The sequence below is a fragment of the Pedococcus sp. NPDC057267 genome, from assembly GCF_042668795.1.
In the GTDB taxonomy this organism is placed as follows: domain Bacteria; phylum Actinomycetota; class Actinomycetes; order Actinomycetales; family Dermatophilaceae; genus Pedococcus.
On sequence record NZ_JBHUYG010000108.1, the window covers coordinates 1 to 13,971 of the forward strand.

The following is a 13,971-nucleotide window of genomic DNA, read 5'->3' on the forward strand; positions in this document are numbered from 1 at the left end:
GCGCTGCGGGCGGCGCTGGCGCGCCGTCCTCGCGCACCCCACCGCACCCCACGCCAACACGCAGATGAGCAGCGCCCCGGACCAGTACCAGGACGCTGCTCTCAGCTCAGGCGCCATCACCCTCTACTGCGCTGGGGACGGCAGGGGCCGGCGCGTGCTCGGCTGCCGCAAGCCCCAGCCCTCACCGCAGCTGCCGCTTCGGTCCTCAGACCCGTTGGGTCGGTTCCCGTACCGGCATCGCAGCCGGACGCCTCCCAGCCAGCCGGGCTCGAGGTCACTGCGCAGACCCGCGTGGTTTCGGACCGGCGCTTGTGGCGCAGGGGTGGCACACCAGTTTGAAAATGGCCCCCGGAGCACGTCAGCGAACCACCACCAACTGAGCACGAATTGGCTCAGATCGGCGCGTGGCCTGCCGCTTCCGGACGTCTCATAATCCGTCGGTCGTCGGTTCAAGCCCGACCTGCCCCACCACGTTTCTCTATGACTCTGTATGACTCCGCGTGATGTTTGACGTTTGGTTCGGCTGATGCTTGACAGGTCCGGCTAATTCAGCTCGAACGGGGCAGTCCCAGGCGTTCGGTCGTCGCACGTCGTGCAGCCCGTAACCCAAGCCGTCGCTTCGAGCGACCCTGAGCGCAACGGACAGGCGGTCGCCCGGCCGGAACCATCCCCCACCTCCCGGCTGGGCGACCGTCCCCTGCAATCCCCGTCAACGCCTGGGCGTGCCAAGCGTCCGGTTGATCACACTGCTCCTGGATGAAGCACGGCGCCTCCGTCAAATGTGTGATGCAGGATCACCTCGCGTCAGCGTCGCCGAACCTTCACCAGCCTCCGGACGTCAAGCTCCGACCAACGATGAAGACGAGAACGGCCAAGAGTGACACTGCCGTCGCAGCCATCACGAGCAACGTGTCCGCGACCGCGGGCGACAGCCCCGAACGCCGACGCCGGCTCCACCGCCTCCGCATGCGACGCGAGACCATGCACACCCCCTGAGCCACTCGGTCTGTTGTCATGGCGGCGGTCGTCGGTCCGACTCCCTGAGACTCGAAGACCTCAGCGCACGGGCCCGGTCGTTGCACGATGCCCGCGTCACCAACACCTCAGGATAGGAGGCGCCGTGGACAGAGCGGCTGCTCCTCAGGGACGAGCCGCGGCCGTCCTTTTGGCGGACGCACCGCGAGACCCCACTGAAGATCAAGGACCGGGCTCCTGGGGGACGACTGGATGCACCTCTCCCAGTCGGGCAAGCGACACCATCACCCGCGTCCTCACGAGCCTCGGTCTCGCCCCCTCGAGTGACTGGTGTGGAATAACATCGCAGGTCAGGTGCTTTGTCGGCCGCCATGGCGTACAGTTCGCCTTGGGTCCCGGCTCGGGGCTCGATGGGCACCGTTCGTGACCCTCAGGCGACTCGTTCCAGCAATGCGACCGCTTGGTGATCATCTCACCGCAGTCGACTGGAGTCGCCGTGAAGCCTTCGCCTTCCACCAACCTCGTCGCCCTCGACGGCCGCGCCTCCGCCTGGTGCGGAGGGGCCGTCCTCCCGGCCCTCGAGTCGCTCCTCGACATGGCCGAGATGTGGGCACCCGGGACGTTCATCGGGATCAGTGGCGCCAACCGGTCCGGCACGTACACCACCCTGGTCGCGAACCACCAGCTCGTCTGGGACCTCGACTCCCTCCAGAACGACCTCGACGAGGGACCCGGGCTCACCGCCCTGCGCGAGGACCACACCGTCGTGACCGACGACACCGAGAGCGAGCACCGCTGGGCGCCGTTCACGTCCCGCGCCGTCGAGGCCGGCGTGCGGTCGATCCTCAGCGTTCCCCTCATCCTCGGCACCAAGACGTTCGGTGCCCTGAACCTGTACTCCGCGGCATACCTGCCCGTCGACATGACCCGACTGGCGCAGGCCAAGCTCCTCGCCGGCCAGGCGGCACTGGCGCTCGCGCAGGCGCAACGGGAGCACCAGCTCATGGTCGCCCTCGAGACCAACCGGGTCGTGGGCAAGGCGGTGGGGCTGGCCATGGAGCGCTTCGGCCTCGACGACCACGCCGCCTTCGCCTACCTGACGACCCTGTCCCAGAAGAGCGGCGTCGACCTGCGCGAGATCGCCCGGCACTTCGTCGACCAGACCAACACCCTCCACACGACGTCCACGTCCACGTCCGGTGCCGGGCAGCCGGACCTGGCTGCCGTGCCGGACCCGGCAGGTCCGGCCGACGAGCAGGAGCCCACCGGCCAGACGCGGCCGGCCGAGACCACCGAGCCGACCCCCGCGGCCGGGCGTCCCCGCGAGGACGTCGTCGCGTCATCGCCGCCGGCCGTCGGGAGCAGGGACGAGGTGGCCAGGCCCTCCGGCACACCGGTGGCCGAGCCGGGGTGGCCGGCGGTCGCCGTCGAGTCCTGACGAGGTCTGCGCGATCCCCGTCGAGTCCTGACGCTGCCTGGGCGGTCGCCGGCCAGTGCTGACGAGGTCCAGCCGAGCTCTACCCGCGGTCGGCGCCGCCGGCAGCCACCGAGCGGAACACCGCTGTGGCCTCGCGCGCAGCCGCACTCAACCTCCGGTCCGCGCGGTGGGCCAAGAGGATCCGGCGGCTGGGTGAGTCGCGCAGCCGGACGGCCACGACGTCGGGCCGTAGGGCGCTGAGCGCGAGCTGTGGGGCCAGGGCGATCCCGATCCCGGCCGCAACCATGCCCTGCGTCTCCTGGTAGTCGTTGGCGGCGAAGGCGACCTCGGGGTCGAAGCCCGCCCGCCTACACACGCGCCGCAGCACGTCGGCGACCGGGTGCTCGTCGCGGACGACCCACTGCTCGTCGCGCAGCTGGGCCACCCTGACCACGTCCGCCCCTGCGAGTGGGTGGCTGCGCGGGAGGAGCAGGAGCGTGGGGTCCGTGCGCAGCGTGGTGGTCGTGAGGTCGGCGTCCTCGACGCGCTGCCAGGGGTAGTCCCAGAGCAACGTCAGCTCGATGTCGCGCCGCTTGAGCCGCTCGACGAGTCCGTCGCGGCGGGCGCTGACGACGGTGACGGCGACGTCGGGGTGGCGGGCACGGAACGCCAGGACGACCTCGGGCATGAGGGAGGCCCCCACCGTGGGAAACGTCCCCATGCGCAGCTGCCCACGCCGCAGGCCCGCGAACTCCCCCATCTCCGCGCGCGCCGCGTCGATGGTCCGGTCGATCTCCTCCGCATACCGCAGCAGCGCTCTCCCGGCCTCGGTCAGGACCGCACCGCGCGGATGGCGCTCGAGCAGGGGCACCCCCATCTCGTGCTCGAGCTTCGTCACCTGCTGCGAGACGGCCGACGTCGTGAAGGACAGGGCCGCCGCGGCCGCGGTCAGCGATCCCGACCGGCCCACCTCGCGCAGCACGTGCAGTCGTCGCAGGTCCAGGTCCGCCATGGCTGAGACTTTAGCAAGAGCGCACATGAGTCAATTTTCCTGTGATTGTGCTGAAGCCTCGGACTCGCGATGGTGGTGCGCAGGCAGGGGTCACCGTGGCCCCCCTCGACGGACAGGAGAAGGACGTGCAGCTCCGGGGGCAGTGGTACCGAGGCGGCACCAGCAAGTGCTGGCTGTTCGACGCCGGTGACGTGGCCCGGCACGCGGCCACGCGCAGCGACGTCCTGAAGCTGCTCGCCGACGCCTTCGGGGCGTCGGACTCCCGGCAGCTCGACGGCGTGGGGGGCGGGACGTCGACCACCTCGAAGGCGGCCGTCATCACGGCCACGCCCGACGGGCCGGCGGACCTCGACTACCTCTTCGCCCAGGTCGGCATCGGCCAGGCCACCGTCGAGCTGGGCTCGAACTGCGGCAACTGCGCCACGGCCATCGCCCTGTACGCTGTGCAGAACGGGATCGTGGCCGCTGGGGACGTCGCCACCCGCGTCACCATGCGCAACCTCAACACCGAGGCCGTCCTGAGCGGCACCGTCGCCACGCCCCGCCGACGGGTCCCCACCTCCGGACAGGCGCGCGTCCCCGGCAGCACCGCACCGGGTGTCCCGGTACGGCTGTCCTTCCACGCGCCCTGGGGGCAGACGACCGGGGCGCTGCTACCAACCGGCAGCGCCAGCGACCCGCTCCCGCTCGCCGGGGGCGCCGCTCCCGCGGTGACGATGGTCGATGCCGGCGCTCCGGCCGTCTTTGCGCCCGCGGTCGACCTCGGCGTCGACCTCCGCGCCATGACGGCGCCGCTCGACGACCGGATGCCCGAGCTCCTGGAGCTGCGGGCTGCCGCCGGTCTCGCGATGGGGCTGCGCTCCGCCGACGACCCGCCACAGCACGCGATCCCGAAGGTCGGGCTGGTCGCTCCCCCAGCCCCGTACACGGCGGCCGACGGGTCGCACATCGCGGCCGACACCCACGACCTGCGGGTGCGGATGCTCTCGATGTTCGCCCCCCACCCCGCGATCGGCCTGACCTCGGCCGTCGCGGTCTCCACCGCGGCCACCATCCCCGGCTCGCTCGTCGCCCGCAGCCTGCGTCCCTCCCCCAACGCGGAGGGAACGCGCCGGCTGCGCATCGGCACCCCTGCGGGGGTGGTCACGACCGAGGTCGTGACCGACGCGGACGGCGCCGTCGTCGAGGTCGTCCTCGACCGCGCTGCCCGACAGCTCGCAGTCGCCCAGATCGAGGTCGCACGGACCGTGGCCTAGGCGACACCCCTACCCTCAGAAGCGCCTCTCGTCACGAGGGGCCGACCCAGGAAGTTGTTCAATGAAGATCAAACCAATCCTCGGGCACCTCTACGTCCAGGTCCTTCTCGGTGTGGCGCTGGGCATCCTCGTCGGAGCCCTGTGGCCCGACTTCGGTGCCGGCCTCAAACCGCTCGGTGACGCCTTCGTGAAGCTGGTGAAGTTCATGATCGCGCCGATCGTGTTCTGCACCATCGTCAGCGGCATCACCTCGATGACGGACGTCAAGAAGGTCGGCCCCACGCTCCTGCGGGCTCTCGGGCTCTTCTACGCCCTGACGGCTCTCGCCCTCGCCCTCGGCCTGGGGGCGGTCCTGCTGCTCCACCCGGGCACGGGGATGCACGTCGACCCGGCCCACCTCGACGGCAGCGTGGCGGCCAAGGTCAGCGGCGAGCTCAAGGACAGCACGCCGGCCGAGTTCCTGCTCGGGCTGATCCCGACGACGTTCGTCGGCGCCTTCGCCGACGGGCAGGTCCTCCCCGTCCTGCTGCTCGCCCTGCTGTGCGGCTTCGCCTTCACCAGGCTGGGGCCGACGGGGCAGCTCGCGCTCGACGTCGTGAACAGCTTCAACCGCCTCTTCTTCGTCGTCTTCGGCTTCCTGATGCGGTTCGCGCCGATCGGCGCCTTCGGCGCCATGGCGTTCACCGTCGGCAAGTACGGCGCCCACTCCATCGGCAACCTGGGCCTGTTGATCCTCGCCTTCTACCTGGCGTGCGTCGTCTTCGTCGTCGTCGGCCTGGGCATCGTGGCGAGGGCCAGCGGCGTCAGCCTCTGGCAGGTCCTGAAGTACTTCCGCGACGAGATCCTCATCGTCCTCGCGACCTCGTCGAGCGAGCCGGTGCTGCCGCGCCTGCTGTCCAAGCTCGAACGGCTCGGGTGCGACCGCGGCGTGGTCGGGCTCGTCGTGCCGGCCGGCTACTCCTTCAACCTGACCGGCACGGCCGTCTACCTGACCCTGGCCTCGATGTTCATCGCCCAGGCCTGTGACATCCACCTGGGCTGGGGCGAGATCGCGCTCATGCTCGGCATGATGCTGCTCACCTCGAAGGGGGCGGCCGGTGTGACCGGCAGCGGCTTCGTCGCCCTGGTGGCGACGCTGTCCGTCATGCCGCACGTGCCGGTGGCCGGTGTCGCCCTGATCGTGGGGATCGACCGCTTCATGAGCGAGGCGCGCGCCCTGACGAGCACCGTCTGCAACGTCGTGTGCTGTATCGCGGTGGCGCGGTGGCAGAAGGCGCTGGACACCGAGGTCCTGCGGACCGAGCTCAGCTCCGGCTTCGTCCCCTCCCCCGCCGAGAGGCGGGCCCTGGCCGCGGCGGTGCCCACCCACTGACCCGGCGCCCGCGGCTCCTGGAGCCGCCCCGCCTGGGGCACCCGAGCCCACCTGCCACCCCGACGTGGGGCGGCCGGTGGGCTCGGGCGGCTCGGTACCTGGCCTGCTGGACCTCAGACGAGCGAGGCGCACTGCCCGATCGCGTTGCGGCCCACGACGTTGACGCTGCCGGGGACGAACCCGCCGGACACGCCCGGCGTCAGCCCCGTGCAGGTGAGGTTCTTGCCGACCGTGTTGCGCACGACGTAGACGCCCGGAGCCCCGGGGTGCTCGTCGAGGATCGTGATGTCGGTCAGCGTCGTGTTCCCGGCGATCCGGTTGAAGAGCACGCCGAGCCACTCGCTCGTCTGCCCGCTCACCGTGAGGTTGCCCCCGATGGTGTTGTTCTTGATGGACCACGGGATCTCCGAGCCGCCGCCGGTGAAGGTGACGTTGCCGTTGACGGTGACCCCGTTGAGCAGGAAGGCTAGCGCGCCGCTGGCGGCGACGTTGCCCTGGACGCTGATGGTCGAGTGGCCCTCGGGGTCGACCGTGCAGGCGTGGGCGGAGTTGCCCGTGTACGACGGCGGCTGGCAGCCCAGGCCGACGAGCGAGCCCTCGGCAGCGGTGACGTTGTGCCCCACGGTGATCGTCGACGGCGCGCTCTGGGCGTCGAGCATGGCACCGGCCATGACGTCGATGTTGCCCACCACGTGGATCACGGCCCCGGCGCCCACCGAGCACATGCCCGTGACGGTGATGCGCGAGTACGTCCCGGAAGGGACGTCGCCGCCGGTGCACGTGTATGCCGTGGCCGCGCCGGAACCCGCGGCCATGGCCGGGCTTCCCGTCAGCCCGAGGGCTCCGGCGAGGGCGAGCGCTGCGAGGACCTTCGTCCGCGTTCCCTTCATCATGTGTCGACCCCTTCTCTTGCGGCCCTGGGGCGGGCCGGACCCGACTGGTCTACCGGGCACGGGCGCTCACGTCCTCGGCCACAAGGGTGACGTCCGGCGCGCGCGCCAGCCGGTCACCCGGCACACCGGCGCCGGCACCCGGACCTGTGCGCGAGGTGGCACCAGGTCCGTGGGAGGATCATCGTCCTGTGACACACGAATCGGGCCACACCCCGCGTCGAGGCGCAGGACTTGCGCTGGCCGCCCTCGGCGTCGTCTTCGGCGACATCGGGACCAGCCCCCTGTACGCCCTGCAGACGGTCTTCTCGATCGACCACAACATGGTGAAGACCTCCCCCGGCGACGTCTACGGCGTCATCTCGCTGGTGTTCTGGGCCATCACGCTCGTCGTGTCGGTGAAGTACGTGTACTTCATCCTGCGGGCGGACAACGACGGCGAGGGCGGGGTCATGGCCCTCGCGGCCCTGGCCAGGCGTTCGGTGCGCCCCGGTGGCAGGCGGTTCACCCTCGTGATGCTGCTCGGCGTGCTCGGTGCCTCGCTCTTCTACGGCGACAGCGTCATCACCCCCGCCATCTCGGTCATGTCGGCCATCGAGGGCCTCTCGGTGCCAGCCCCCCAGCTCGGCCACCTCGTCGTGCCCATCGGCGCCGCGATCATCGCCCTGCTGTTCGGGGTGCAGCGCTACGGCACCCAGCTCGTCGGTCGCTTCTTCGGCCCGGTGATGGTGCTGTGGTTCCTCGTGCTCGGCGTGCTGGGCGCGGCGCAGGTCGTGCAGGACCCGGCGATCCTCGGCGGCCTGTCACCGCACCACGCCGTCCTGTTCGTCGTCGACCACCCGTTCATCGCCTTCGTCGCCATGGGCGCGGTGGTGCTGTCGATCACCGGGGCGGAGGCGCTGTACGCCGACATGGGCCACTTCGGGCGCGGGCCGATCAGCCGGGCCTGGTTCGTCGTGGTCTTCCCCGCGCTGACGCTGAACTACCTCGGCCAGGGCGCCATGATCCTGCAGCACCCCGAGACCGCGGAGAACCCGTTCTTCCACCTCGCCCCGAACGCCCTCGGGGTCCCGCTCGTCGTCCTGGCGACGGCCGCGACGGTCATCGCCTCGCAGGCGGTCATCTCCGGCGCCTTCTCGGTGTCGCGTCAGGCGGAGAGGCTCGGCTACCTCCCGCGGCTCACCGTGCGCCACACCTCCCGGCAGGAGCAGGGCCAGATCTACGTGCCCGCGGTCAACTGGACGCTGTTCGTCGGCGTCATGCTGCTGCTGCTCACGTTCCAGTCCTCGCAGCGGCTCGCCACCGCGTACGGCCTCGCGGTGACCGGGACGTTCCTCATCACGACGACCCTGTTCCTCATCCTGGCCGAGTCGGCCTGGCGCTGGAGCCGCCTGCAGCTGGCCCTGCTCGCCGTACCGCTGCTCGTCCTCGAGCTGACGTTCTTCGGGGCCAACCTGACCAAGGTCCTGCACGGTGGCTGGCTCCCCCTGCTCATCGCCGTGATGGTGGCGACCGTCATGCTCACCTGGCAGCGCGGCCGCACCCTCGTCACCGACCGCCGCTCGGCGATGGAGGGCCCGCTCGAGCCGTTCGTCGACTGGCTGCAGGGCCAACCGGTCGGCAAGGTCCCCGGCACCGCGGTGTTCCTGCACCCCGACAAGGCCTCGACGCCGTTGGCGCTGCGGGAGAACGCGATGTTCAACCACGTGATCCACGAGACGGTCCTCATCGTCAGCACCACGTCGGAGAACATCCCCGTCGTGGCCGACGCCGACCGCGTCGAGGTCGACGACCTCGGTGACCCCTACGACGCCATCACCCACCTCACCCTGCGGTTCGGCTTCCAGGAGGACCAGGACATCCCCGCCGCCCTCAGGCTGGCGCGCGACCGAGGCCTCGTCGAGGTCGACCCCGACGACGCCTACTACTTCCTGTCCCGCATCGCCCTGCAGCGCGGGCAGGACGGCGAGCTGCCCCTGTGGCGCAAGCGGCTCTTCCTGGCCCTCGCGCACAACGCGGCGTCCCCGGTCGAGTACTTCCGGCTGCCCGCCGACCGCACCGTCGCGATGGGTGCCACCGTGGTCTTCTGAGCGCCGCGGAGCGCGCCTCGTAGCAGTGCCCCCGCTGTGGGAACCCGGCGGGGGCACTGCGCGACCCGGAGGTCGCGCCGCCGGGGTCCCGAGGGATCTCCTGGCGCGGTGGCGGGCCGATGACGGGGGTGCACGCCCGACTACCACCTCGAGGCTACTCCTCATCACCGGCCGCGATCGGATCCGGACGAAACCTTTACCACCATGCGCCCGACTGGCCCGCTTCGCCCCGGTTTCGGGGGGCCGGGCGAGGACGGAAAGTCCGGCAACGGGTAGGTTGCCCCGCATGACGGAGCCACTCGTCGTCCTCGAAGGCGTCAACAAGCACTTCGGCGACCTCCACGTCCTGCAGGACATCAACCTGTCCATCGGCAAGGGCGAGGTCGTCGTCGTCATCGGCCCCTCCGGCTCGGGCAAGTCCACCCTGTGCCGCACCATCAACCGGCTCGAGACCTTCGAGACCGGCTCGATCACCATCGACGGCAAGCCCCTGCCCGAGGAGGGCAAGGAGCTCGCGCAGCTGCGCGCCGACGTCGGCATGGTCTTCCAGTCGTTCAACCTCTTCGCCCACAAGACGATCCTCGAGAACGTCACGCTCGGCCCCATCAAGGTGCGCAAGACGCCGAAGAAGGACGCCGAGAAGCGGGCCATGGAGCTGCTCGAGCGCGTCGGGGTCGCCCACCAGGCGCAGAAGTACCCGGCCCAGCTCTCCGGTGGCCAGCAGCAGCGCGTGGCGATCGCCCGCAGCCTGGCCATGGAGCCCAAGGTCATGCTCTTCGACGAGCCGACCTCGGCCCTGGACCCGGAGATGATCAACGAGGTCCTCGACGTCATGGTCGGCCTCGCCAAGGACGGCATGACCATGGTCGTCGTCACCCACGAGATGGGCTTCGCCCGCAAGGCGGCCAACCGGGTCGTCTTCATGGCTGACGGCCAGATCGTCGAGCAGGCCGCACCCGAGACGTTCTTCACGGCACCGACCTCGGACCGCGCCAAGGACTTCCTCGGCAAGATCCTCACGCACTGACCCACCACAACAGGAGGAAACACATGAAGGTTCGCCAGATTGGCGCGGTCGCCGCCGCATCGGTGCTCGCGCTCGCCCTGGCCGCGTGCAGCGACAGTGCGAAGGACGGAGGCAGCGGCGGAGGCGGTGGCGGTTCGTTCAAGATCGGCATCAAGTTCGACCAGCCCGGCCTGGGCCTGAAGCAGGGCTCGGACTACAAGGGCCTCGACGTCGACGTCGCCAAGTACGTCGCCAAGGAGCTCGGCCACTCCGAGAAGGACATCCAGTGGGTCCAGGCGCCGTCGGCCCAGCGCGAGACGCTCATCTCGACCGGCCAGGTCAACATGGTCGTCGCGACCTACTCGATCACCGACGCCCGCAAGGAGAAGGTCTCCTTCGCCGGCCCGTACTTCATTGCCGGGCAGGACCTGCTCGTGCGCGCCGACGACACCTCGATCACCGGTCCCGACTCCCTGACCGGCAAGAAGCTGTGCTCGGTCACCGGCTCGACGTCGGCCCAGAAGGTCAAGGACAAGTACCCGGGCGTCCAGCTGCAGGAGTTCGGGACGTACTCCGAGTGCGTCACCGCCCTGGTGTCCAAGGGCGTCGACGCCCTCACGACCGACAACACGATCCTCGCCGGCTACGCCGCCCAGGACCAGTACAAGGGCAAGCTCAGGGTCGTGGGCAAGACCTTCTCCGAGGAGCGGTACGGCATCGGGATCAAGAAGGGCGACACCGCCACCTGCGAGAAGATCAACGCCGCGCTCAAGAAGATGGTCGACTCCGGCGCCTGGAAGAAGGCCGTCGACGACAACCTGGGCCCGGCCGGCTTCAAGCCCGACGCCAAGAACCCGCCCACTCCGGACGCCTGCTCCTGACCTGTCGCGACTCCCGGCGCATGCCGCCCGCCCGGCCGGGCGGACGGCATACCTCCGCACGAGTCACGTTCTCCCGCAACGGAAGGTTCCTGCATGGGTGACATCCTGAGCACCTACGGCGACGACATCCTCCGCGCCTTCTGGGGCACGATCCAGCTCGCAGTCCTCGCGACGATCGGGTCCCTCGTGCTCGGCACGGTCGTCGCCGTCCTGCGCCTCTCCCCGGTGAGCCTGTTCCGCTGGATGGGCACGTGGTACGTCAACACGTTCCGCAACACCCCGCTCACCCTGCTCATGGTCTTCAGCATCCTGGCGATGAGCTTCATCCTCGGCGTGCAGCTCGACCCGACCGACATCAAGGGCAACGCGTTCCGCTGGGCGGCCGTGATGCTCTCGGTCTACCACGGCGCGTTCATCTGCGAGGCCCTCCGCTCCGGGGTCAACACCATCCCCGTCGGGCAGGCCGAGGCGGCACGCTCGATCGGCCTCACCTTCGGCCAGAGCATGCGCGAGGTGCTGCTCCCCCAGGCCTTCCGCGGAGCCATCGCGCCCATCGGCTCGACCATCATCGCGCTCGTGAAGAACACCACCGTGGCCGCGGTCATCGTCTCGGTCGAGGCCGCGGGCCAGATGAAGGTCATCATCGAGAACGAGGGCAGCGGACCGGCGGTCTTCCTCGTGTTCGCCATCGGGTTCGTCATCCTGACGCTCCCGCTCGGGCTCGCCTTCACGTCCCTGTCGCGTCACCTGGCGGTGAAGCGATGAGTGCGCAGTCCGTCCTGTTCGACGCACCCGGGCCCCGGGCCCGACGCCGGCACGCCGTGCTGGCCGCGGTCGGTGTCGTCGTGGTGGTCGGCATCGGCTGGGTCGTCGTCCGCAAGATGGCGGAGGCGAACCAGCTGCAGGGCTTCATGTGGAAGCCCTTCGTCACCGACCGGTCGGTGTGGCGCGACTACCTCGTGCCCGGTCTGTGGGGCACGGTCAAGGCCGCCCTCATCTCCATCGTCCTGGCTGCCGTGTTCGGGCTGGTGTTCGGCGTCGGGAGACTGTCGACCATCGCCCCCGTGCGGTGGGTCAGCAGTGTCGTCGTCGAGTTCTTCCGCTCGGTGCCGGTGCTGATCATGATGATCTTCGCCTTCGGCGTGTACACGCAGAACTCGGTCTTCGCGAACGACGTCAACCCGCTGGCCGCCGTCGTCACCGGGCTGACCCTGTACAACGGCTCGGTCATCGCCGAGCTGGTGCGCTCCGGCGTGCACTCCCTCCCCCGGGGCCAGGGTGAGGCGGGCCTGTCGGTCGGGCTGACCCCGGGCCAGGTGCTCCGCTCGATCCAGCTGCCCCAGGCCCTCACGGCGATGCTTCCGGCACTCATCGGTCAGTTCGTGACGGTCCTCAAGGACTCCGCCCTCGGCACCGCCATCACCTACCAGGAGCTCCTCGACTGGTCCAAGACGCTCGGGTCGGCCTTCGCCAACACGCTTCCGGCGTACATCGTGGCGGCGATCCTGTTCATCACCATGAACTACCTGCTCTCGCGGCTGGCCGTGTCCGTCGAGAAGCGGCTCTCACGCCGGGGTCGCACCACGCTGCACGCCGCCGGTCCGGCCGATGCCGAGGTCGACGAGGGAGCCACCCCGGCGACCACCCGCTGATTCGGCAGTCGCGACCCCTGCCCCCCGGGGCGGGGTCGACCGGCCGGGGCGGGGCAGTGCCGTCACACCGGCCGGCAGGAGGGCTCAGCCGTCGCTGCCCGCGCCGCCCGAGCTCGTACCCGACACGTCGTGCTCGTCGTCGGAGCCGGTTCCCTGCCCGTCCGGTGCGACGTCGCCGCTCCCGCTGGTCGAGGTAGGGGTCGTGCCGACCGTCGAGCCGTCACCCGACGCCGAGTCGTCCTCCGGTCCGGCGTCGGGCGCCGTGCGGGTCCCGGACGGGCTCGGGCTGCTGGAGTCCTCGCCCTCCCCGGAACGGTCCTGGGAGCCCGAACCGCTGCGGTCCCCGCCGTCGGGACCCTCGGTGTCCTCGCTCCTCGTGCCGCTCGGGCGCGCCGGCGCCACGGTCTGCCGCTCCGGTTGCTGCTGCCCGTCGCCGCTCGTCGGCACCGGCGCCGTGGTCGTCGGGGTGGGCAGGACCGCCGGGGGCGTCGTCCCGCCACCGGTGCGCGGGTCCTGCGGTTGCGGTATGCCGGGGAGCCAGCCCGCGGTGAGACGTGAGACCGCTCGCTGGGCGGGCGCGGGGAGCCGGTCGGCGGCGGCAGCGGCCCAGCCGGTGCCGACGAGGGTCGCGACAGCCAGGGCCGTCGCGCCGGCCACGGTCCGCGGAGCGATCCGGTGCACGCGAGCGGGCGCGGGCACGCCGAGCACGGCTGCCAGCCGCTCGTTGGGCGTGGGGGCAGGTCCCTGCCCGAGGGCCTGGACGCGCAGGAGGAAACCCTCGAGCGCGCTGTCGTCCGCAGGTTCCACGGGGTCCTCCTCTCTGCGTGCCGTCTCGTGTGCGTCATCGTCCGACCGGGTCATCCGGTTACCCCCTCGTCCCCCACGACGTCGCGCAGGGCCAGCAGCGCGCGCCGGTACAGCTGTTTCACCGCGCCCTCCGAGCGGCCCATCACCGTGGCCGTCGCGGCGACACCGAGGTCCGCGACGACCCGCAGCAGCACGACGTCCCTGTAGTCGTCCGGCAGCCCCGCCAGGACCGACGCAACCCGGGCGGCACCGTCACGCCGCACCGCGATGTCCTCGGCGGAGGGCTCCACGCGATCGTCGCGCTCCGGCTCGTACGGGACGCAGGGCGTCCTCCTCGCCGCCCGGCGCAGCTGGTCCACGAGCCGAGCGTGCGCCACCGAGAAGACGAACGTGCGCAGGCCCTCCCAGCCGCCGGTGACGGACTCCAGCCGGGTGAAGACGGCCAGGAACACCTCGCTCGTGGCGTCCTCGGGCTCGGGCGCCCCGTGCCCCCGCAGGTAGCCGTGGACCGCTGGAGCGACGTCCTCGTAGATCCGCCGCAGCGCCGCCTGGTCACCACGGGCGGCAGCCGCGAGGTCGTCGTCGGCCGACCCCTCGGAACCGGTCGCGGACG

Annotated in this window: 12 protein-coding genes; 8 read left to right on the top strand and 4 right to left on the bottom strand. The window is 70.7% G+C overall.

The features are described 5' to 3' along the window. Positions 1 to 1,471: 1,471 nt before the first annotated feature. A complete protein-coding gene (locus ACFUC1_RS17840) occupies positions 1,472 to 2,413 on the top strand; it encodes an ANTAR domain-containing protein (protein ID WP_379122198.1) in 942 nt (313 codons plus the stop codon). A 79-nt stretch (positions 2,414 to 2,492) separates the two neighbouring features. On the opposite strand, the gene ACFUC1_RS17845 is transcribed toward ACFUC1_RS17840, so the two are convergent. Continuing rightward, positions 2,493 to 3,404 (bottom strand): LysR substrate-binding domain-containing protein, encoded by a 912-nt coding sequence (locus ACFUC1_RS17845; RefSeq protein ID WP_379122200.1) that lies wholly within the window; start codon positions 3,402 to 3,404, stop codon positions 2,493 to 2,495. 95 nt (positions 3,405 to 3,499) lie between these two features. On the opposite strand from ACFUC1_RS17845, the gene ACFUC1_RS17850 reads away from it, so the two are divergent. Further along, positions 3,500 to 4,660 (top strand): PrpF domain-containing protein, encoded by a 1,161-nt coding sequence (locus ACFUC1_RS17850; protein WP_379122202.1) that lies wholly within the window; start codon positions 3,500 to 3,502, stop codon positions 4,658 to 4,660. A 61-nt stretch (positions 4,661 to 4,721) separates the two neighbouring features. Then, on the top strand, positions 4,722 to 6,032 hold the full coding sequence (gene dctA, locus ACFUC1_RS17855; protein ID WP_379122204.1) for a C4-dicarboxylate transporter DctA: 1,311 nt from the start codon (positions 4,722 to 4,724) through the stop codon (positions 6,030 to 6,032). 113 nt (positions 6,033 to 6,145) lie between these two features. Here dctA and ACFUC1_RS17860 read toward each other — a convergent pair whose 3' ends face one another. Next, positions 6,146 to 6,925 (bottom strand): hypothetical protein, encoded by a 780-nt coding sequence (locus ACFUC1_RS17860; RefSeq protein WP_379122206.1) that lies wholly within the window; start codon positions 6,923 to 6,925, stop codon positions 6,146 to 6,148. 188 nt (positions 6,926 to 7,113) lie between these two features. On the opposite strand from ACFUC1_RS17860, the gene ACFUC1_RS17865 reads away from it, so the two are divergent. The 5 genes from ACFUC1_RS17865 (at position 7,114) to ACFUC1_RS17885 (ending at position 12,551) form a co-directional block, all read left to right on the top strand. Beyond that, positions 7,114 to 9,012: a potassium transporter Kup gene (locus ACFUC1_RS17865; RefSeq protein WP_379122208.1), complete on the top strand. Its 1,899-nt coding sequence runs from the start codon at positions 7,114 to 7,116 to the stop codon at positions 9,010 to 9,012. A gap of 286 nt (positions 9,013 to 9,298) precedes the next feature. Then, positions 9,299 to 10,039, top strand: coding sequence for an amino acid ABC transporter ATP-binding protein (locus ACFUC1_RS17870; protein ID WP_379122210.1), 741 nt, complete (start codon positions 9,299 to 9,301; stop codon positions 10,037 to 10,039). A gap of 23 nt (positions 10,040 to 10,062) precedes the next feature. Beyond that, positions 10,063 to 10,899 carry a glutamate ABC transporter substrate-binding protein gene (locus tag ACFUC1_RS17875; RefSeq protein WP_379122212.1) on the top strand — a complete coding sequence of 279 codons (837 nt, stop codon included), beginning with the start codon at positions 10,063 to 10,065 and terminating at the stop codon, positions 10,897 to 10,899. Between the two features lie 93 nt (positions 10,900 to 10,992). Next, positions 10,993 to 11,664, top strand: coding sequence for an amino acid ABC transporter permease (locus ACFUC1_RS17880; RefSeq protein WP_379122214.1), 672 nt, complete (start codon positions 10,993 to 10,995; stop codon positions 11,662 to 11,664). Continuing rightward, positions 11,661 to 12,551, top strand: a complete 891-nt coding sequence (locus tag ACFUC1_RS17885) for an amino acid ABC transporter permease (RefSeq protein ID WP_379122216.1) — start codon at positions 11,661 to 11,663, stop codon at positions 12,549 to 12,551. The genes ACFUC1_RS17880 and ACFUC1_RS17885 overlap by 4 nt, the downstream gene beginning before the upstream one ends. 84 nt (positions 12,552 to 12,635) lie before the next feature. Here the strand turns inward: ACFUC1_RS17885 and ACFUC1_RS17890 are convergent, their stop codons facing one another. Beyond that, positions 12,636 to 13,358 carry a hypothetical protein gene (locus ACFUC1_RS17890; protein WP_379122218.1) on the bottom strand — a complete coding sequence of 241 codons (723 nt, stop codon included), beginning with the start codon at positions 13,356 to 13,358 and terminating at the stop codon, positions 12,636 to 12,638. Positions 13,359 to 13,408: 50 nt separating this feature from the next. Beyond that, positions 13,409 to 13,971, bottom strand: a 563-nt coding sequence (locus tag ACFUC1_RS17895) for an RNA polymerase sigma factor (RefSeq protein ID WP_379122219.1), incomplete at its 5' end; no start/stop codon positions are given.